Origin of the sequence: Euzebya tangerina (assembly GCF_003074135.1) — a bacterium.
Lineage (GTDB): Bacteria > Actinomycetota > Nitriliruptoria > Euzebyales > Euzebyaceae > Euzebya > Euzebya tangerina.
In genome coordinates, this window is record NZ_PPDK01000002.1 from 198,172 (window position 1) to 217,897 (window position 19,726).

Here is a 19,726-nt window from a genome sequence, read left to right on the forward strand (position 1 = left end):
TGTGAGCACCACCAGCGACGCGCGGCGCGTCTACCTGCCCGACGAGCCGCTGTTGCGGCGGTTCGGCATCGTCCGCGCAGTCGGGAGCGCCGCCTACATCATCGCGGTCATCATCCTCGCGCGGATCTACGGGCAGGACGCCTGGCCACTCGTGATCGGCGTCCCGGTCCTGGTCGTCGTCACCCTGATGTACTTCATCCGCTCACGGCAGTTCCCGCGCAGCGCCGTGGCGCTCTCGCTCCTCGCCGACACCATCGTCCTCGGCGGCGCGAGCGCCTTCGTCGGCGGGACCGGCTCGGGCACGGCGGCGCTGTACGTCATCCCGATCGTCTCCGCCGGGATCATCCTGGGGCCCTTCGCCGCCGGGGCCTCGACGGCCCTGGCCGTCGCCCTCGCCTGGCTGCAGCTGCTGAGTGAGGAGATGGGACTCGAGCCGACCATCCTCTTCCGGCCGGACATGGGCGACCGCCTGGTGGTGCTGCTGATCATGACGTCGGTGCTGATCAGCGTCGGCTACCTCAGCGGCACCTATGCCAGCCGACTGCACCTGCACATCGCAGCCGCCGACGTGGAGGCCGAGGCAGTCCGGCAGCGCACCCGCCGTCGTCGCTCGTTCGTCCGCCAGGCCTCGGTCGACGTTCGTGAGCCGCTGAAGGCGGTCGAGGAGGTGGCGGCCCAGCTGGACGATGACGGCCCGCTGAACGACGAGACCCGACGACAGTTGGCCTCGCAGCTGCGGATGCGCTCCGCGGAGCTGGAGGGGGAGGTCGAGCAGCTGATCGACGTGGGGCAGCTCGACGAGGCGCGGGATGCCAAGCCCGAGCCGGTCTTGCTCTCCCGCGTCATCGAGGACTGCCTGGCCGACCTCGGCCCGCGTCTGGCGGCGTACGTCGTCGAGGTCGATGTCCCACCCATCCGCGTGTCCGGGGACCGGAGGATGGCCCGTCGCGTGGCCTACAACCTGCTGGAGAACGTCGTCGATCACACCCCGCCGGGCACCCGGGTGTGGATCGAGGGCCGCCAGACGGGTGGCCAAGGGGTCCTGATCGTGACCGACGACGGTCCCGGGATCCCGCCCAAGGTGGCGCGCAAGCTTTTCGAGTCCAGCGACGTGCGAGCGGTCCGGGCGGGCACGCGGCGGGTTGGCCTGCCCCTGGTCCGCGAACTGGTCGACGCGATGGGGGCGGAGATGACGTACACCGCGAGGGGAGAGGGCGGCTCGATCATCCTGGTGGGCTTCCGCTTGGCACCGCGGGATGCCCCCAGCTCGGACGGGCCTCATCCGGACCGTGGGGCGGACGGGGAGCGGCAGCCGGAGGGAGCCGTAACCCCTGTTGAGCCGTGAGCGCGGGGCGTCGAGCCTCACGAGCCTCTCTGGCCACATCAATCCCTATGGGCACACTGCCCACGCCAGTACAATCCCTACTCAGGAGTAACACCTGATGACCTTCCCTGCCCTCATGACGGCCATGGCGACACCCTTCGACGCCAGCGGCGGTCTTGACCTGCCCGGTGCGCAAGCCCTGGCAGCACACCTCGTGGATCACGGAAGCGGCGGTCTGGTCGTGGCGGGGACGACCGGCGAGTCACCGACGCTGTCCACCTCCGAGACGCTCGACCTGTGTCGTGCGGTCGTCGAGGCCGTGGGCTCCCGGGCCATGGTCCTCGCGGGCACCGGCAAGAACGACACGGCCGCCACGGTGGCCATGACCGAGCGGGTCAGCGACACCGGTGTGGACGGCATCATGCTGGTCGCGCCGTACTACAACCGACCAAACCAGGGCGGGCTGCACGCCCACTTCGCCGCGGCAGCCGGGGCCACGGACAAGCCGGTGATGCTCTACAACATCCCGTCCCGTACGGCGGTGGAGGTCACACCACAGACGCTGCTCGACCTGGCGACCGAGGTCGACAACATCCTCGCGGTGAAGGATGCGGTCGGCGACATGGCCAAGGCCTCGTGGCTCGCCTCCCGGGCTCCGGAGGGCTTCCAGATCCTCTCGGGGGACGACAAGAACTGCCTGCCGCTGCTGGCGGTCGGCGGATCGGGACTGGTCAGTGTTGCCGCACACCTGGTCGGCGACGATCTCGCCGAGATGATCCGCCTCTTCCCCACCGACCCGGCGGCCGCACGATCGCTCCACCACCGCCTGCTCCCCGTGTTCGACGCCCTGTTCATCGAACCCAGTCCGGCGCCGCTCAAGGCCGCGCTGGGCTGGCTCGGTCTACCTGGCGGGCCGCTGCGCCTCCCACTCATCCCCATCGGCGATGACACCGCCGCCCAAGTCGCCGACGCCATGACGGCCGTCGGACTGCACCCCACCATCGAGGACTCATGACCATCCAATCCGACGCCGCGACCATCTCCTTCTACGGAGGACTCGGGCAGATCGGCGCCAACATGGCCGCCATCGAGACCGACGGCAAGGCTGTCATCGTCGACGTCGGCGTCACGTTTCCTGACGCCGAGCACCACGGCATCGACCTGATCCTGCCGGACTGGTACGACCTCCGGGAGCGCGCCCCCGACATCCAGGCCGTCGTGCTCACCCACGGGCACGAGGACCACATCGGCGCACTGCCCTTCTTCCTGCGCGACTTCCCCGGCATCACCGTCTACTCCGCCAAGCTGACCCTCGGGCTGCTCGAGGCCAAGCTGACCGAACACCCCGACACCGACGTGAACCTGGTCGAGGTGGAGCCCGGCGAGCGGGTCACCGTCGGCGACTTCGAGCTCGAGTTCGTCCAGGTCACCCACTCGATCCCCGACTGCATGGCGGTTGCGGTCCACACGCCGCACGGGACCATCCTGCACTCCGGTGACTTCCGCCTGGACCAGACGCCCATCGATGGCCGGGTGACCGACCTGCCTCACCTGGCGCAACTCGGCGACAACGGTGTCGACTTGCTGCTGTGCGACTCGACGAACGCCGACGTCCCTGGTCACGTCAAGAGCGAACGAACGGTCGGCACGACGCTACGGCATCAGTTCGAACAGGCCGAGGGCCGCATCGTCATGACGACGTTCGCCAGCCACGTGCACCGGGTCCAGCAAGCCATCGACGCTGCCACGACGCTCGGCCGCAAGGTCTGCTTCGTCGGCCGCTCGATGGTGCGCAACATGCCGATCGCACGGGACCTCGGCTACCTGCGCTACGACGACGATGACATCATCGAGATCCACGAGACGGCCGAGTACGACCCGCGGCGGGTCCTGATCATCTGCACCGGATCACAGGGCGAGCCGTACGCCGCGCTGTCCCTGATGGCCGCCGGGCAGCATCGACACGTCACGCTGGTGGAGGGGGACACGGTGGTGATGGCCTCCTCCCAGATCCCGGGCAACGAGGACGCGATCTCCAAGGCGATCAACGGGTTGGTGCGGCAGGGCGCCCGAGTGGTCCACCGTCGTGAGGAGGGCGTCCACGTCTCCGGCCATGCCGCTGCGGAGGAGCTGAAGTTCTTCCACAACATCATCCGTCCCAAGGCCGTGGTCCCGGTCCACGGGGAGTACCGCCACCTGGTGGCGCACGCCCAGCTGGCTGTGGCCACCGGAACGGCGCCCGACCAGGTGATCGTCTGCAGCGACGGGGACCGGGTGATCCTCAAGGGTGGCCGGCTGGAGCGCGGGGAATCCTTCACCAGCGGCCGGGTGTTCGTCGACGGGCTCGGCGTGGGCGATGTCGGCAACGCCGTGCTCCGCGACCGGTCACGGCTCTCCTCGGAGGGGGTGTGCATCGCCGTGCTGAAGCTCGACTCGAAGTACCGGCTGGACGGCGAGCCTCAGATCATGCAGCAGGGCCTGATCTATGAGGCCAATGACGCGCATCTGCTGGAGCAGGCCGCCAAGGCGCTCGGCGAGGACGTGCGAGGCCTGGGCTCCAGCTCGGAGGACGTGGTTCGCCGGAAGGTCTATGAGTCCCTCAGCCGGTTCTGGCGTGAGCAGTTGGGCCGCAAGCCCGTCGTCGTGCCCGTCCTGATGGAGGTGTGAGCCGCGTGGCCTCCTCCAAGACCAAGCAGAAGACCAACAAGAAGCCTGCCTCGCGCGCCGGGTCGGCATCCAAGCGGTCCACCGCCACGCGCGCCAGCACGAAGCCGCCGCCCGAGCCGATGCCGGCCGAGCGGATCCGCGAGATGTGGGGTGTCGGGCTGATGGTCGTGGCCATCCTGTCCGGACTCGGCCTGTGGATCGAAGCGGCCGGTCCGGTCGGTGAGCTGCTCACCAATGTGTTCCGCGGCACCTTCGGTGTCTTCGGCCTGGCTGTGCCACTGGTCGTCGCTGCTGGGGCAGTGCTCCTGCTCCGCGATGCCCGGCCCGGCAATCCACGTCTTGTGGCCGGCTCGGCTGTCTTCCTCGTCAGCGTGATCGGGCTGTGGCACCTGGCCGCCGGCGCCCCCGACGGGGACTCCACCCGGGAGGCGATGCACGCCGCGGGTGGGGTCGTCGGGATGCTGCTGAGTGTCCCCCTCAGCACGGTGGCCGCTGTGCCCGGGGCGTTCGTGATCCTGATGGGGCTGCTCACCATCGGGCTGCTCATCCTCACCAACACCCCGGTCCCCGTCGCGGCGCACGCGGTCAAGAGCTTCTTCGTCGGCCATCCCGGGCAGACCACCGCGGGCCCCTTCGACCGCTGGTTCGGTGGGGCCGACGAGCCGGTGTTGGATGACGTCGACGAGCCGCCCGCCCAGGACTTCGTCGAGGACTTCGGCGCCGACTCCTCCGACACCGCGGGCGATACGCTGGTCGACCCGGCCCGCTCAGAGACGGTGGTGCTCGAGGAGGCGACGCCGCCCTCGGACGATGTGGTCGGCGAGAACGCGCCCTCCACCGACGCGGGGGACCGGGCGGCCGCCGATGCCGCCGAGCGAGCCGAGCTCGACGGTGGCGAGGAGGCTGACGGCCCCGAGATGATCGGCAGCTACCGCTCGCCGGCCTCCGGCCAGGCACGCCAGCTGGTCCTCAACCCCGACCACGCCGACTACCAACTGCCCTCGCTCGACCTGCTCCGCACCGGCAAGGCAGCCGGTGGCAACACCGTGAACATGGAGCGGATGACCCAGGCGCTCGAGACGATGCTCGCCGAGTTCGGCGTCGACGCCCGGGTTGTCGCGGTCCGCCGCGGCCCGACAGTCACGCGCTTCGAGCTCGAGCTCGGCACTGGCGTGAAGGTCAACGCGATCACCAAGCTCGAGAAGGACATCTCCTACGCGCTGGCCACACCTGAGATCCGCATCGTGGCCCCGATCCCCGGCAAGGTCGCCATCGGCATCGAGGTCCCGAACGTGGAGCGCGACCACATCACCTTGGGCGACATCCTCCGCTCGCCTGAGGCCGCCGCGCAGACCCACCCCCTGACGGCCGGTATCGGGCTGGACATCTCCGGGCGCCCGTTGACGATCAACCTCGCCAAGATGCCCCACCTCCTGATCGCCGGCGCCACCGGGTCGGGGAAGTCCGTGGTCATGAACGGCATCGTCACCTCCATCATCATGCGCAACACCCCGGACCAAGTCCGGATGATCCTGATCGACCCCAAGCGGGTTGAGATGACGACCTACGAGGACATCCCCCACCTGCTCACCCGGGTCGTGACCGACCCCAAGCGGGCCAAGGACGCCCTCGACTGGGTGGTCGCGGAGATGGAACGCCGCTATGACCTGCTGGCCAAGTACGGCTTCCGCAACATCGACCGGTTCAACGAGGCCGTCGCCAGCGACGAGCTGCGGGACATCCCGGTCCTCGAGCAAGATGCCGAGGAGGTCGTGGCCGACCGGCTGGGCGAGGACGAGGGGCCAGCCGAGGAGCTGATGCCCTACATCCTCTGCGTGATCGATGAGCTCTCCGACCTGATGATGGTCGCGCCGCGTGACATCGAGGGAGCGATCGTCCGCATCGCCCAGATGGCCCGCGCCGTCGGCATCCACCTCATCATCGCCACCCAGCGGCCGTCCGTGAACGTCGTCACCGGGCTGATCAAGGCCAACGTCCCCTCCCGCATCGCGCTGTCGATGGCCACCGGGCACGACTCCAAGACGATCCTGGACCAGCATGGCGCCGAGAAGCTGATCGGCATGGGCGACATGCTCTACATGCCGGCCAACGCCTCCAAGCCACACCGGCTGCAGGGCTGCTACGTCGACGAGACCGAGATCGAGAAGGTCGTCGAGCACTGCAAGGCCCAGGCCGAGGTGACGTACGCCGAGAACGTCGTGAAGACCGGTCAGGAGGCCGTGATGGCCGACGTCACCGGGGACGACGCCACCGACGAGGACCTGACCAAGGCGGCCATGGAACTGGTGGTCCGCTCCGGGCTCGGGTCGACCTCGATGCTGCAGCGCAAGCTCAAGGTCGGGTTCGCGCGTGCCGGCCGCCTGATGGACGAGCTGGAGGAGATGGGGATCGTCGGCCCCTCTGAGGGACCGAAGGCCCGAACGGTGCTGATGACCGTGGAGCAGTTGGAGGAGCAGCAGTCAACCAGCGTCTGAGGGACCGGACCCGGCAGGGGGCGATCCGGGTCGTCACCGGGGTCGTCCTCATCGGGTTGGCGGCGTTCGGCTCCTACACCTACGTCGAGGACAGTCGATCGCCGGACTCGATGCTGGGCCAGCCCTCGGAGACCGAGGCAGCGCCCAGCGAGTCGCCGTCCCCCGGACCCCAGCCGTCGGAACGGGTCGAGCAGGGGCCGAACACCTTCCTCGCCGAGCTGAACCAACTGCCTCGCTGTGAGGTGTCGGACCTGGGCCCGTGGGCGCTGGACGTGCTCGGGACGGCGGACGAGATCGAGGACGTGGCCTTGGACGATGTCGCCACGTCGTTGCCGTTGGTGCGTCGTGACCTGCCGTTGGTCGCCTGCCACATCACGCTGGGGCTGGGGGAGGGGGTGGTGGCGTGGGAGGCTCAGGGTGCGGAGGGCGCGTTGGTCCGCGTCCTGCGGCAGTTCGATGCCCCTGATGGTGGCCTCGTCCCCGGCGCGCCCGACCTGCCGGAGTACGTCGAGGTGCCACTGGCCAGCGGTCAGGCCTTCGCTGGCCAGGCCACCGGTGAGCGGGTCGATGGTTCGGTGGTCCTCGATGGCCGGCCCAGCCGGCTGGTGGCCCAGCCGTTCGGCTTCTACGCGGCGCAGTTCGCCGAGTTGGCCCCAGCGCAGCGGGTCAGCCTGCTGCGGACGACCGGCGTCGAGGCGGGGTCGGCGTTCGGCGTGGCGGTGCCCCTGCCGGAGGAGTGGATGGCCTGCACGGGACCGCTCGCGGCCACCCGGTCGGGCTTTGCCGCGGTCGGCATCGTGGAGGCGTGCCGGGGGACCGAGCGGGTGGAGGTGTCGATCGTCGAGGTGCCTCCGGCGACGTTGCCCGCCGGCGGGGTGCGGGTTGGGCCGGCCGTGGTGATTCCACTGGCGGGCGAACCGGGGGACGTCGAGGCGGTTGCGGAGGAGGTCGACCGGCTGTGGACCGAGGGTGCGGTCGGCTGAGGTCAGAGATCCTCGAGTCGTGGCCAGACCTGGTCCTCGAACGCCAGGTCGACGGCGGCACCCGGAGCCAGGTGTGGCGCGGGCGGATCGACGGCAACCGTGTAGCTGTCCGCCACGCTCGACGGTCGGCGGCGTCGCTGGACTGGGAGTTGGACCTCCAGGCCCGCCTGGACATGGCCGTCTTCCGGCCACCGCAGATCGTGCCGACCGCCGACGGTGCTCGCCGAGTCGGTCAGGTCGTTGTGACCGAGTGGGTCGAGGGTCATCAACCGAGGACAGCCGATGAGCGAGGTGCAGTCGCGGCCGGGCTCCGGGCGCTCCACAGCGAATGGGCAGACCACCCGCAACGGCCGGGCTGCGTGACGGTTCGGGAGCTGACGTGGGCGAGACGGAGCGTCGACGCCGACCTCGACCGGATGCCACCTGACGTTGCATCGCTGGTGGAGGCCGTGTTCGGAGAGGCCGACGGCCTGCCGACGTCTGTGATCCACGGGGACCCCAGCCCGTCGAACACTCGCCTCCAGCCCGATGGGTCGGTCGTGCTCCTCGACTGGGATGAGAGCCGTGTGGACGTGCCGCTCCTCGACCGTGCAGGGGTACAAGACCCGTTGCTGGAGGGCGAGGAACTGACCCGGGCGTTGCGTGTCATGCTGGCCTGGGAGGTTGCGAACGGGTGGCTCGTCGAACCCAGCTACGCCCGAGCTCGGTTGAAGGAGCTTCGCCAGCTCTTGCGTCGTCGAGCCTGAGGCTGCCGCGCCGGCCGTCTCTCGCTTGCGAGCTGCCGACGCAGCCGTCGATGGCCTCGCGCAGCAGGTCGGCGTGGCCGTCGTGCCGCGCGTGCTCGTGGACCATGTGGAGGAGAATCGCTCGCAGGGACGTGTCAGTCTCCCATGCCCTTGATATGAGATCGCTCACCAGGGGAGCCGACCCTGACTGATGGCGCGCTACCGTTCGACCGTGCACGCCGCCTTCTTGGACCTCGACGGCTGCCTGGTCGACTCCTCCCGTGCGATCCCGTTCGCCATCAACGCAGGTCTGGAGTCCGTCGGGCTCGCCCCCCAGCCGGTTGACTCGTTGGTGCAGTACGTCGGCCCCCCGCTGTTAGCGACCTACCGTGAACTCCTGAGTCAACAGGGTGAGAGCCCAGGTCGGGCCGAGGAGGCCGTCCAGGGCTATCGGGCCGTCTACGGTGGGCTGGCGCGGCAGTGGACGACGGTCGTCGAGGGCATCCCGGCCGCACTGCAGTCGCTGCGGAGTGCCGGCATCCGGCTGGTCGTCGTCACCTCCAAGCCTCGGGTTGTGGCGGTCCCGCTCCTCGAGCACGTCGAGCTGTTGGACGAGTTCGAGGAGGTGGTCGGCCCCGAGTTGTCGGCGCTGACCGAGCCGAAGCAGGTCGGGCTCGAGCGCGCCCTGCACCTCGTCGGCCGGGCCGACGGCGACCGGGCGGACACCGTCATGATCGGGGACACCCGGTACGACATCGAGGCGGGCCACTCGTGCGGGACCCGAACCATCGGTGTGACGTGGGGGAGCGGATCGCCGGAGGAATTGATGGCCCTCGGGGCCGACCGGGTGGTCCAGCGGCCGCGGCAGATCCCGGTAGCTCTCCACGACCTGGTGGCCTGACCGGGCGGGCTCGCGACGAGGGGCGCCTGGTGGAAACCAGTCACCAAACACGTCTTCGAAAAAGCTAGACATGGTGGCATTTCAAGGGGCCCTCATGTCACACCCCCTCCCTAGACTGCAGGTATGAAGGTCACGGCTGTGGGCACCGACACCACCATCGGTGGTGGGAGTAAGGGGAGGGCGCAGGCGCCGGACCCTTGCCGCACCGCCATCGATGCCCTGGTCCAGGTCGACCGCAGCATGGCCACCGTCCTGCGGGCACTGGCTGACGCCCCACCGACGGCAGGGCTGCCCGCCGCCCGGCTGGTCGGGCTGGCGGCCCACCAGACCGGCTGGGACGTCGCCTACCTCCGCCGCTGCATCGAGACGCTCCAGGCGATGCCATTGACGTGGGCCGCGTTCGACGACGGGCGCATCTCCTGGTCCCAGCTGCGTCGCATCGTCGGCCCCGCCCGACGCCTCTGCATCGCCGACCGAGCCACCCTCGACCACCAACTGTCAGGCGCCATCGACCAGAATGACCGGGCGGAGCCGGACCGCATCTGTGAGCTCGCCGAGGACATGGCTTGCCGACTCGACGACCGCCGCACTGCCGAGCGCGAACAGGCCACGGCGGACCGGTCCTACATCCACTTCCAGCCGCGCCTCACCGGCGGGACCGACTTCCACGGTCACGGCGATGACGACCAGATCGCCACGCTCACTGCCGCACTGGACGCTGCCGCCGACCGACCCGTAGCCGATGACGAGCAGCCGGTCGACGTCGATGGCAAGCCGATCCCTGCCGCGTGGCTCCGGCACACCGCGCGAGGCGCACAGCGCATGGAGGGGCTCCGCCGCATCTCCGCCGCCTACCTGGCAGGCGCTGATGGCGGTCCGGCACGACCCTCGGTGACGGTCGTCACCGACCTGACCACGATCACCCAATCAGAGAACGACCCAGGTTGTACGCGGGCCGCATCGCGCCTCCTGTGGAACCTGGCCGGAGGTCGACGACCGCTCTCTTCGGCCGCTGTCCGGATGCTGACCTGCGATGCCGACCACGTGCCAATGCTTACCGACGGGCCACAGCTGCTCGCCATCGGGGACGCGCACAATCCCATCACGACGTCCCTTCGCCGGGCGGTCATCGCCCGCGATCAGGGGTGTCGCTTCCCGGGCTGTGGCGCGCCTTCCGCCCACAGCGATCTGCACCACGTCGTCCACCGCGCCGACGGCGGCCCGACCACACCGGGCAACCTGGTAGCTCTCTGCCGACCGCACCATCGCACAGTCCATCAGCACAACTGGCGACTCACCCTCACGGACGGAGTCCTGACGGTCCGGCACGGACGCTGGCAGTTCACCAGCCAGCCGCGACTCCGGCCGCCACCGCCCACCCGCGCCGCTGCTCCTCGGGATTCTGGACAGGCGCGCGGTAGTCCTGCAACCGGGTCAGTTGCCACCCATCGAGAACCGAACCCCAAGATGGCCGATCAGTTGCCATTCTGAGTCCGCTCACGCGATCGCTCAGATGGTGCATCCGAGCGGCCCTGACCGACGGTTCTGCCCGTCAGCCAACCTCGCGCTGACGGGCCTGTCGGCGTGCTCACGACCGACGCCCGTCTTCCGGTCGACGTCACCAGCGTCCTCGTTCCGCGTCACCTGACGGTCGGGGTCAGGCTCAGTCCGCAGCAGATCCGCGCCTCCGGGTCACACGCGGGAGCTACTCGGAACGATCTGGACGCAGCACTCTGAGGATGTGCGGCCACGCGACGGCTCCGAGTTCCGCATCAGCCTCGGGCGTCCCGCCGCGGGCCATCCGCTGGCCGCCGGCCGGCTTGGCCTCTCCCGGCAGAACGGCGCGGTGACCGGCGTCCGGGTGCCCGATGACCGTGGTCGGGAGATCCCCCCGCCGCGCACGGATGGCTTCCGCGAAGGGCAGCGCCGGCCACCCGCGGCTCGACAGCAGCCGTCAGCAACGCGAGTTCCGCCCCGAACGACGTGCCGATGAGCACAACCCGATCGCAGGAGCGGAGCAGGATCTTCACCTCGGCGACGACGCTCTCCAATCGAACACGACGGGGGATGGACGGCTGTCCCGGTCCGCCGAACCACCGTGGCGCCCGCACGAGGAGCCCGTGTCGTCGCAGGAGCGCTGCGCGGCCGTGGTGGGGCACACCACTCGAGCCGTGCAGCAGCACCACGCCGGTCGCTCTGATGGGTCCCATGGTGCCGAAGCGCCCGGCGCCATGTGGCATCGTACGAGGGGATGCGCGACAGCGTCACCTTCCCGGTCACCATCGAGTTCGACACCCATGAGCGCGACGGCTACATGAAGCACTTCATCGTGCTGCCCGAGACCTTCGCCGCGGTGGAGGGTGACCGGCTGGTCGGCGAGCTGGTCGGCCGCACCTTCAGCCGTGTGGTGTGGGACCACCCGGATGGCTCCCGCCGTCTCAAGTTCGGCGAGGGATGGCTGGCCGAGCTGGGTCTGGACGTCGGCGACACCATCGAGCTCACACTCCAGACCGACCCCGACCCCGACTACGTCGAGCTCGCACCCGAGCTGGAAGAGGCGCTGGCCGCCGACCCGGTCGCCGAGCACGCCTGGGAGTCACTCACCCCGGGACGACGGCGGACCCTGGCGTACGGCGTCACGCGGGCCAAGCGGCCGGAGACCCGCAGGCGCAAGGCGCGGGAGTTGGTCGCCGAGCTCAAGGTCGGCCGCTGACCATCGTGTGATCGAGCAGGATGTGGTCAGTCCTCAGGCTCCACGACGTGACCCGCACCAGTTACGAACACGGCTCGGCCGGGAGCTCGGGCGCCATCGGTCGGCGGCGATGCAGCAGCCTCGACAGCGACGTCGTGCTCAGTCAGGTATCCGCTGGCGGCACCGTCGGGGCCGATCGCGAACAAGGTGCAGGAGGACACCCGCATGTTGTTCTCGTACTTATTGCTGTAGGACAGCCATGCCCGTTCGGTCGGGCCGCCAAGAAGGCCCGCAATCTGTGTCGGTCCCGACGACTCGTTCCACGCGGTGAGACAGTCCCCTCGCATCAACCGACTGCCGCCGCACGCCGAGCCCAGGACCACCACCGCCACCAGCAGCCTCGCCACGAGAAGCCTGTGCCGACTGGTCGCCATGTGATCCCCTGGTCCGATCGATGCCCAGACTAGGACGCCGCACGTCGTCAGGCGACTCCAAGGAGCCGCCAGAGACGACGACGTGCACCGAACCTCCGGGAAGAGCGCCGCCAACCCGCACCGAACACCAGACTGACGTCGACGGAGCGGCCCCACACTCCAGACCCATGAGATCCCGACGCCTCGGAGCGGCCCTGCGAGCCATCGCCTACGTCTGCTCGGTCCCGGTCGGTCTGGTGCTGATCCTGTGGACGGTCAGCTTCATCGTCCAGTTCGGTGCCTACGCCTTCCCGCGGACCGTCCACGTCTGGCTGGTCCTCCTGACGGCCACGATCCTTCTCCGCGCCAGCAGTCTGGCCCGCGGCCGGGCACGAACGGCACTGCGCACGCACGCCGGTCTGGAACTGGCCTTGTCGGTTGGCCTGCTCACCTACGCCTGGCTCTTTCCGCAGCCCGACGAACACGTTCCCGGAGCCATCATGACCATCGTCGTCGTCACCGCCGGCATCATCCAGCTGCTGGTGGCGATCGCACCCGCCGGGAGTGCGTCGGTCCGCAGTCGGGAAAACCTGAGGCATGAGTGATCTTGACACCAGAACCGTGCTCGTGGCCGGCGGAACCGGTCAGGTGGGTGAGCCCATCGTCCGCCAGCTGCTCGACGACGGCGCGACGGTCGTGGTCCCCAGCCGTCGGCCGGAGAAGGCCCGGGAGCTGCTCCCATCCAACGCCCACGTCATGGAGGGGGACCTGAGCGACCCAGCCAGCGCAGGGGCCGTTCGCGAGTCGATCACCAGCCAAGGGCTCAGCCCGACCGACGTCATCGCCTCACTCGGCTCGTGGTGGTCCGGACCGGACATCGGTCATCTGGACCCGGAGGAGTGGGATCGTGTCCTGGCCATGGGACTCGGCGCCCACTTCCACACCGCGAACACGTTCCTGCCGCTGCTCGAGAACACAGCAGACGCCACCTACACCCTCATCAACGGCGGTGGCGGGGTGGACCCGGTGCCTGGATCTGGAGCCGTCTCGATCTCCGCCGCCGCCCAGCTCATGCTGGGCCGGGTACTCGCACAGCAAGACGGACCGCCTCGCGTCACCACCCTGGTGGCGATGACGCCCGTCCTCACACGGGACCGACCGGAAGGTCGAGGCGGCTGGCTCCGCGCCGAGACGATAGCCACGATCACCAGTCGCATCGTCGGTGGCGCCACGCTCGACGAGGTGACCTATCTGACCAACGAGCCCAGCGCAGCCGGGCTGCTCTCATCGATGGAGTAGTCGATCGAGGAGCGGTCCCGGACAGCTGAAGCTGTCACCTGGGCCACGCTCGGAGCAGAACCACGACTAGCATGGCGCCGATGCCACCACTCTCGTCTCTGGCGAGCTTCGGCTTGCTCAGCTTGCTCCTGATCATCGTCCCGGGCCCCTCGGTCATCTTCGTCCTCAGCCGATCAGTCGCTCTCGGCCGCCGCTCCGGCCTGCTCTCGGTCGTCGGCAACACGATCGGCGTCTCGGTCCTCATCCTCCTCGTCGCCGCGGGGCTCGGCCCGATGCTCGAGCGCTCGGCGACACTGTTCACGGCGATGAAGCTGATCGGTGCCGCCTACCTCGGGTGGTTGGGGATCCAGGCGATCAGGAACCGTCACGAGGCCGCCCGCGTCGTGGACGTGACGGAGATGGGGAGAACTCGACGTTCACTCTTGGCAGAGGGCTTCATCGTCGGCGTGTCGAACCCGAAGGCACTGGTGTTCTTCGCGGCGATCCTCCCGCAGTACGTGGACCCCGGCATCGGGCCGGCGGGCACGCAGATGGCGGTGTTGGGTGGCCTCTTCGCTGTCATCGCCCTGGTCTGTGACGGCGTCTGGGCGCTGGCTGGCGGCTCGGCACGAGCGTGGCTGCTGCGCTCACCCCGCCGTCTCGCCCGGCTGGGCGGCGCCAGCGGTCTTGCCATGATCGGGTTGGGTGTGGGCCTGGCGGTGACGGGCCGCCCCGACTCATCGCGCTGACGATCCGGCTGCAGGGCAGCCGCTGAGCCCGCCTACCCCGTCGGCTCGCGGCGCCTCGCGCTCCAGATCCCACCGCCGGCCAACGTGACCACGGCGATGGCCGCCAGGGCGAGCAACGGCGTGGTTGCGATCGGCACACCACGCAGCATCGAGTCACGGAGCCCGGGGATCGCGTGGTACATGGGCAGCAGCCAGCCCACCGGTCGAGCCCAGGCGAAGAGCCGCTCGGGTGAGAGCAGCAGTCCGCCGAAGAACACGCTGAGCAGCAGGATCAGCATGGCGCCCTGGACGACCTGCGTCGTGGTTCGGCTGATCGCCGAGAGCACGAAGCCGACGCCGATGCTCGCCACCAGGGCCAGGCCGAGGACACCCGCCACCGGGAGCACACCGGAGCGCATCGGCGCTCCCAACACCAACACCACGGCGGCCAGCAGAACCGCACCGAGCACGAGTCCGATGAGGAGGTAGGCCAGGACCTTGCCAGCCAACCGCTCGGCGGGACGGAGGGGCGAGACGGCGAGCAACTCGACCGTGCCCTGGCTTCGCTCACGGCTGATCGAGAGGGCGACGAAGGTGATCGTCAGGTGCTGCAGGATCAGCGCCACTACCGCAGGGGCGTAGAACTCCGACGTCGTGATCGCCCCGCCGGCGGCCTCGGCCTCGCCGTCCAGCGGGGCCGCGAGCAGGGCGGGGTCGCGATCGAACAACTCCTGGGCCTCCTCGATCCCGGCCTCGACCTGCGCCTGCTCGCGCTCGTCGAGTCCTCCCTCCGCAGCGGCAGCGGCCGCCTCCTCCTGCTGTGCTGACTCCTCCAGCAGCGCTTCGGCGACACCCTGCACCTCGGCGATCGCCGCCTCGACGATCCGGTCGTTGATGTCGGACACGGCGCCGTCGGTCAGCAGGCTGATGGCCTGCGCCTCCAGTGGATCGAGGAAGCTGTGCCGAACCCGCAGCACGGGCTGTTCCTCGCTGGAGGTGAGGTCATCGAGGCGTACGTCCGGAACGGAGATGATCACCTGCACCTCGTCCCGTCGAAGCGCCGACTCGGCGGCTGCCTCGTTGCTGCCGATGTCGTGCACCAGCAGTCGACCCTCCTGCGCCTCGGCGAACTCCTCGACCAGGCCCTGCAGGTCAGGGTTGTCCTCGGGCACCACGAAGGCCACGCTGACGGCCGGGTCCACGGGCCGGACGCCGGCACCGAAGAGCAGCAGGATCGCCAGGGGTCCGATGACCAGGATCGTCAGCAGCCCCGGCTGGCGGAGGAGTTGGACGATTTCCTTGCGAACGACGCCGTAGAGGCGCTGGAGCAGGTCACGCATCGTCCTGCTCCAGCAGCGTGACGAAGACATCCTCGAAGGGACGGACGTACCGCTCGGCCAGCGGCCGGTCCAGTCCGGCGTCGGCCATCACCGAATCGAGGGCCGGCAAGTCGATCTCGGCGTCGGCGACGACCAGCCGGAGCGCATTCTCGCCATTGCGCGACACCTTTCGCACCACGTCGTTCTGCTGGAGCGCGCCGATGGCCTGTGGTGGGATGCGGCTGGACGTCTGGACGTCCACGACGTCTCCGCCCTCGGCGCGCCGACGCAACTCGGCAGGTGTCCCGACGGCCACCAGGCGACCCTCGACGATCAGTCCGACCGTGTCGCACATCGTTGCCTCAGAAACGATCTGGGTGGTGACGACGAGTGTGCGCCCGTCATCACGCAGGGCCTGGAAGTGCGACCACACCTGCCGGCGCAGACGGGGATCCAGGCCGCTGGTCGGCTCGTCCAGGAAGAGCAGGTCCGGCTCGTGCAGGAGCGCACCCGCCAGGGCGACGCGCCGCTGCATGCCGCCGGACGTGGAGCCGAGCGCCTGCGACTCGGTGCCGGCCAGGTCGAGGTGGCGCAGCACCTCCTCGATCCGCGTCGAGGCGTTCCGGACGCCGTACAGGGAGGCGACGAAGAGCAGGTTCTCTCGGACCGACAGCTCGGGGTACAGCACACCGAGTTGCGGCATGTAGCCGATGCGCTGCCGGGTTGCGGTGTCGTGGGCGTCGACGTCGCTGCCGAAGATCCGCACGGTGCCGGCGTCAGGCTGCAGGTATCCGGTCAGCATCCGGACGGTGGTCGTCTTCCCGCTGCCGCTCGGGCCGATCAGACCGTGGATCGTTCCCGGTGCGACGGAGAGGTCGAGGTCGTGGATGACGGCAACGTCCCCGAAGGATCGAGAGACCCCGCTGGCTTCGACGGTGACCGCGGGTGCGCCGTCGGCGGACTGCTGGCTCGGCATCGCCGTGGTCATATCCGGTTAGGGTGCGCAGTAACCCATGGCCGTCTTTCCACTCCCACATGCTGCTGTCGCCACGCTCTTCCGGGCTGTTGCGGTGCTGGGCCTGGTCGCTGCGCTGCTCGGCGGCGTGGCCGGTTGGCTGCTGCTCTCCCGGACCGGCGACGCCCTGCAGGCGTCGTTGGAGCTGACCAGCGACACCCTGGAGTCCCTCGATGCCTCCGCTGGTGTGGCGCAGGACACCGTGGCCGCGCTTGCGGCCTCGCTGGTGACGCTGGAGGCGACCGCAGCCGATCTTGATGGCGCCTTCGATGACGGAGAACGCCTGATGACCGACCTCGGGGAGGTCGTCCGGACCGATGTGGCCTCCTCCATCCGAGCCGTGGAGGACTCGCTACCGGGCCTGGTCGAGGTGGCCGGCACGGTCGACACCACCCTCGGCGCCCTCAGCGATCTCCCGATCGGGCTCAGCTACGATCCCGAGCAGTCCTTCGCCGCCGGTCTGGGGGAGCTGGAGGCGTCGATCGACGGTCTCCCCGAACGCCTGGAGGAGCAGGCCGACCTGATCGAACAGACCGCGGGGTCGCTGACGGACGTCGGTGACGGGGTCGGGCGCCTGGCCGCCGAGCTGGCCTCGTTCGACGCAACCCTCACCCAGACCGGCGAGCTGCTCGGCACCTACGACGAGACCATCCAGCAGGGAACGAGCCTGGTCGATCAGGCGACCGCGGACCTGGGGCGCCAGTTGGCGCTCTCACGAGTCGCCCTGGTCGTGTTCGTCCTGGCCTTCGCGGGTCTTCAGGCTGTCCCCCTGCAACTGGCTGCGGTCCGCCGCACGGCCTCCGGCGCGGCGGACGGACCGGCCGCCTAGTAGCGCAACGTCAGGAACACCCCGATCATCGCGGGCTTCTCCTGTCCCTCGATCTCGACGGTCATCTCCGTCCTGACCAGGATCCCCTCACCCTTCGGCTCCGTCGACAGGATCGTCCCGCGGGCTCTGATCCGGGCACCGGATGGAACCGGGGAGGTCAGGCGCAGCCGGTCCATCCCGTAGTTCACGCCCATCACGCTGCCCTCGACCGAGAGCATCTGGCCGAGCATCTCGGGGAGCAGCGAGACGGTCAGGAAGCCATGGGCGATCGTCTGGCCGAAGGGACCCTGGGCTGCCTTGTCGTGGTCGACGTGGATCCACTGGTGATCCCGGGTTGCGTCGGCGAACAGCTCGATCATGGCCTGGTCGACTCGGATCCACTCCGAGGTGCCGAGGTCGACGTCGCTGGCTGCCGCCAACTCGTCCTTGGTCATCGTCACTGGCATGGCACGGCTCCTTCGGTCAGGGCGTCGTCGGTCGTGGTGGACACCGACCCTACGAGGTCACAGCGCGCAGCCACGCACCCAGCTCAGCCGGCGACATCACGGCCGGGTCGCCGAGATTGGTCGGCTCGACGTCCGCCAGCGCCTCCGGCACGCGCGTGATCACCTGCTCGAGCACCGCCGCACGGCCGAACTCGTCCACCAGCGCGGCCATCCCGGCGTCGTGGTCGGCCCCGCGGGCCCGTGCCGACTGGGTCAGGCCGACGAGCAGGCTCTCCCAGGTGGTCATCGGCCCCTGGGTGATCGAGGCAGACTCCTCGAAGGAGTCGACGAAGGCGAAGGGGGTCGTCGCGACCTCGTGTCCGCCACCGATGGCGGCGTACAGCCAGTCGGAGTCGAACGAGAACCCGAAGGTCGACGGTGCTGCCAGCACCTCGCTCAGCGCGGCGGCGCCGTAGAGCTTGAACGCCGCCTGGGTGTCGGCGATGCCCCGGGAGAACAGCGCCCGCCCGACCATCCGCTGCATGTGGCGCAGGACGACGATGCCCGGCCCCCAGCGGGCCTCGGCCTTGCGCAGCACCGAGTCGGGCTGCTTGCGGTCGCCGATGACCACACCGGCGCCGTCGGCGAACGGTCCCAGCAGCAGACCCAGCTGTCCCAGGTCCACCGACACGTCGGCGTCGGTCAGGACCACGGCGTCGGCTCCACCGTCCACGGCGACCGAGGCGCCGTACACCATCGCCCCGCCCTTGCGCGAGTCGTCGACGTCGGCCAGACCCGAAAGCGGGCCGTCCGTGGCCGGCACCACGTCGGCCAGCCGCAGGACCTGCACACGGTCGCCCATGCGGTGGCCGGCAGCCATCTCCTCAGCCACGTCGGCGCTGCCGTCGGGACAGCCGTCGTCGATCGCGACCAACCGCCACCGCACGGTCGAGCCGTCGAGCAGCCAGTCCAGCTGATCCAGCTTCACGCCCAGGGCGTCCTCACCCAGGGGGTTGCCCTGGTCGCGCGGTCGCAAGCGGCGGTGTTCACCCCACATGGCGAACTGGACCGCGACCTCGATCTCGCCCACCGCACGCAGCCGACGTCGGGACTCGGCCAGCTTGGTGGCGATCCGCACGTCGATCGGCACCTCGGTGGAGCGGCCCAGCGTCCGGAGGAGATCGGTCGCCGCGGTCGGATCCTCGTCCTCGACCAGCGTCAGCAGCTCCTCGGCCAACCCCCGGACGGCAGGCTGGACAGCTGGATCGGTCAGGTCGAGATCGTCTCGACCGTGGGCGATCACGGCATCGAAGCGTCCCATCAGCGCGGCACCTCCGCGGTCACCGCGAAGGCCGGCCCGTGGCCGGGGACGATGCGGTCGGCGATGTCCACCACCCGGGCTCGGTGCTCGTGGAGCAGATCGAGGTCGACGGCTCGCGGATCCGACTCCGACTCGGCTGTCCACCACAGGTGGGAGAACACGACGACCCCCTCCTCGGTGTCCACGACGGTCGAGATGTCCTCCATCGTGTGGCCAGGGGTGTGGAGCAGCGTGACACCGGGACAGACCTCGGCACCCTCGGCGGGACGAGCGGTCCACAGGTCCCCGGCGTAGGTCGCCCAGTGGTCGTGGACCGTGGCGTGTCCGAACAGGCCCATCCAGCGGGTGTGGTCGGGGTGATGGTGGCTGAGGACGACATCGGTGACGTCAGCGGGGGCGTAGCCGGCGTCCGCGAGTGGGCCGAGGATCGAATCCGGCCCCGGGCACAGGCCGGGATCGACGACGACGACGTGGTCGCCAGAGACGATCAACGACACGGTCCCTCCCACGTGGTTCCCGCCCCTGCCCGGTCGGATGTATCCCTCGAACAACACCGAGACACAGGGCTTCATCGTGGTTCCGATCGCATCGTGGTTCCAGCTGATCTGGGT

At 69.5% G+C, this 19,726-nt stretch carries 20 protein-coding genes and 1 pseudogene; 13 read left to right on the plus strand and 8 right to left on the minus strand.

Annotated elements, in window-relative coordinates:
- Position 1: 1 nt before the first annotated feature.
- From C1746_RS16690 to C1746_RS22170, 5 genes are all read left to right on the plus strand, one after another.
- On the plus strand, positions 2-1,345 hold the full coding sequence (locus C1746_RS16690) for a sensor histidine kinase (protein WP_116715905.1): 1,344 nt from the start codon (positions 2-4) through the stop codon (positions 1,343-1,345).
- Between the two features lie 97 nt (positions 1,346-1,442).
- The gene (gene dapA / locus C1746_RS16695; protein WP_205711948.1) at positions 1,443-2,339 is read left to right on the plus strand and encodes a 4-hydroxy-tetrahydrodipicolinate synthase; all 897 of its coding nucleotides are present in this window, start codon (positions 1,443-1,445) and stop codon (positions 2,337-2,339) included.
- Positions 2,336-3,991 (plus strand): ribonuclease J, encoded by a 1,656-nt coding sequence (locus C1746_RS16700; RefSeq protein ID WP_116715907.1) that lies wholly within the window; start codon positions 2,336-2,338, stop codon positions 3,989-3,991. The genes dapA and C1746_RS16700 overlap by 4 nt, the downstream gene beginning before the upstream one ends.
- A complete protein-coding gene (locus C1746_RS16705) occupies positions 3,988-6,486 on the plus strand; it encodes an FtsK/SpoIIIE family DNA translocase (RefSeq protein WP_116715908.1) in 2,499 nt (832 codons plus the stop codon). The genes C1746_RS16700 and C1746_RS16705 overlap by 4 nt, the downstream gene beginning before the upstream one ends.
- Positions 6,487-6,542: 56 nt before the next feature.
- A complete protein-coding gene (locus tag C1746_RS22170; protein WP_162867870.1) occupies positions 6,543-7,469 on the plus strand; it encodes a hypothetical protein in 927 nt (308 codons plus the stop codon).
- Between the two features lie 2 nt (positions 7,470-7,471).
- Here C1746_RS22170 and C1746_RS23070 read toward each other — a convergent pair whose 3' ends face one another.
- On the minus strand, positions 7,472-7,735 hold the full coding sequence (locus C1746_RS23070) for a hypothetical protein (protein WP_331334095.1): 264 nt from the start codon (positions 7,733-7,735) through the stop codon (positions 7,472-7,474).
- A gap of 93 nt (positions 7,736-7,828) precedes the next feature.
- Here C1746_RS23070 and C1746_RS23075 point away from each other — a divergent pair, with 93 nt between their 5' ends.
- The gene (locus C1746_RS23075) at positions 7,829-8,215 is read left to right on the plus strand and encodes a phosphotransferase (protein WP_331334096.1); all 387 of its coding nucleotides are present in this window, start codon (positions 7,829-7,831) and stop codon (positions 8,213-8,215) included.
- A 34-nt stretch (positions 8,216-8,249) separates the two neighbouring features.
- Here C1746_RS23075 and C1746_RS23230 read toward each other — a convergent pair.
- Positions 8,250-8,369, minus strand: a pseudogene (locus C1746_RS23230) (mycothiol transferase); the annotation flags it as partial.
- Positions 8,370-8,426: 57 nt separating this feature from the next.
- Between C1746_RS23230 and C1746_RS22575 the strand changes: the two are divergent.
- The 3 genes from C1746_RS22575 to C1746_RS16730 all read left to right on the plus strand — a co-directional run bounded on the left by C1746_RS22575 (position 8,427) and on the right by C1746_RS16730 (position 11,808).
- Positions 8,427-9,095: an HAD family hydrolase gene (locus C1746_RS22575; RefSeq protein ID WP_162867872.1), complete on the plus strand. Its 669-nt coding sequence runs from the start codon at positions 8,427-8,429 to the stop codon at positions 9,093-9,095.
- 123 nt (positions 9,096-9,218) lie between these two features.
- The gene (locus C1746_RS16725) at positions 9,219-10,586 is read left to right on the plus strand and encodes an HNH endonuclease signature motif containing protein (protein ID WP_116715912.1); all 1,368 of its coding nucleotides are present in this window, start codon (positions 9,219-9,221) and stop codon (positions 10,584-10,586) included.
- Positions 10,587-11,346: 760 nt separating this feature from the next.
- Positions 11,347-11,808: a YdeI/OmpD-associated family protein gene (locus C1746_RS16730; RefSeq protein WP_162867873.1), complete on the plus strand. Its 462-nt coding sequence runs from the start codon at positions 11,347-11,349 to the stop codon at positions 11,806-11,808.
- A 26-nt stretch (positions 11,809-11,834) separates the two neighbouring features.
- Here C1746_RS16730 and C1746_RS16735 read toward each other — a convergent pair whose 3' ends face one another.
- Positions 11,835-12,221 (minus strand): hypothetical protein, encoded by a 387-nt coding sequence (locus C1746_RS16735; RefSeq protein WP_116715914.1) that lies wholly within the window; start codon positions 12,219-12,221, stop codon positions 11,835-11,837.
- Positions 12,222-12,388: 167 nt separating this feature from the next.
- Here C1746_RS16735 and C1746_RS16740 point away from each other — a divergent pair, with 167 nt between their 5' ends.
- The 3 genes from C1746_RS16740 to C1746_RS16750 all read left to right on the plus strand — a co-directional run bounded on the left by C1746_RS16740 (position 12,389) and on the right by C1746_RS16750 (position 14,227).
- Positions 12,389-12,805, plus strand: coding sequence for a hypothetical protein (locus tag C1746_RS16740; protein WP_116715915.1), 417 nt, complete (start codon positions 12,389-12,391; stop codon positions 12,803-12,805).
- A complete protein-coding gene (locus tag C1746_RS16745) occupies positions 12,798-13,499 on the plus strand; it encodes an SDR family NAD(P)-dependent oxidoreductase (protein ID WP_116715916.1) in 702 nt (233 codons plus the stop codon). The genes C1746_RS16740 and C1746_RS16745 overlap by 8 nt, the downstream gene beginning before the upstream one ends.
- An 80-nt stretch (positions 13,500-13,579) precedes the next feature.
- Complete coding sequence (locus tag C1746_RS16750) at positions 13,580-14,227, plus strand: LysE family translocator (RefSeq protein WP_116716203.1); 648 nt, start codon at positions 13,580-13,582, stop codon at positions 14,225-14,227.
- Positions 14,228-14,259: 32 nt separating this feature from the next.
- Here C1746_RS16750 and C1746_RS16755 read toward each other — a convergent pair whose 3' ends face one another.
- Positions 14,260-15,546, minus strand: a complete 1,287-nt coding sequence (locus C1746_RS16755) for an ABC transporter permease (protein ID WP_162867874.1) — start codon at positions 15,544-15,546, stop codon at positions 14,260-14,262.
- The gene (locus C1746_RS16760; protein WP_116715918.1) at positions 15,539-16,513 is read right to left on the minus strand and encodes an ABC transporter ATP-binding protein; all 975 of its coding nucleotides are present in this window, start codon (positions 16,511-16,513) and stop codon (positions 15,539-15,541) included. Before C1746_RS16760 ends, C1746_RS16755 begins: the two co-directional genes overlap by 8 nt.
- A 25-nt stretch (positions 16,514-16,538) precedes the next feature.
- On the opposite strand from C1746_RS16760, the gene C1746_RS16765 reads away from it, so the two are divergent.
- Positions 16,539-17,369 carry a hypothetical protein gene (locus C1746_RS16765; protein WP_116715919.1) on the plus strand — a complete coding sequence of 277 codons (831 nt, stop codon included), beginning with the start codon at positions 16,539-16,541 and terminating at the stop codon, positions 17,367-17,369.
- Here C1746_RS16765 and C1746_RS16770 read toward each other — a convergent pair.
- Genes C1746_RS16770 through C1746_RS16780 form a run of 3 tightly spaced genes read right to left on the minus strand, consistent with a single transcriptional unit; the run spans position 17,366 to position 19,612 of the window.
- Complete coding sequence (locus tag C1746_RS16770) at positions 17,366-17,815, minus strand: MaoC family dehydratase (protein ID WP_116715920.1); 450 nt, start codon at positions 17,813-17,815, stop codon at positions 17,366-17,368. The two genes, C1746_RS16765 and C1746_RS16770, sit on opposite strands and share 4 nt — an antisense overlap.
- A 49-nt stretch (positions 17,816-17,864) precedes the next feature.
- Complete coding sequence (locus C1746_RS16775; protein ID WP_116715921.1) at positions 17,865-19,115, minus strand: glycosyltransferase family protein; 1,251 nt, start codon at positions 19,113-19,115, stop codon at positions 17,865-17,867.
- Positions 19,115-19,612, minus strand: a complete 498-nt coding sequence (locus tag C1746_RS16780) for an MBL fold metallo-hydrolase (RefSeq protein WP_205711950.1) — start codon at positions 19,610-19,612, stop codon at positions 19,115-19,117. Before C1746_RS16780 ends, C1746_RS16775 begins: the two co-directional genes overlap by 1 nt.
- Between the last annotated feature and the right edge of the window lie 114 nt (positions 19,613-19,726).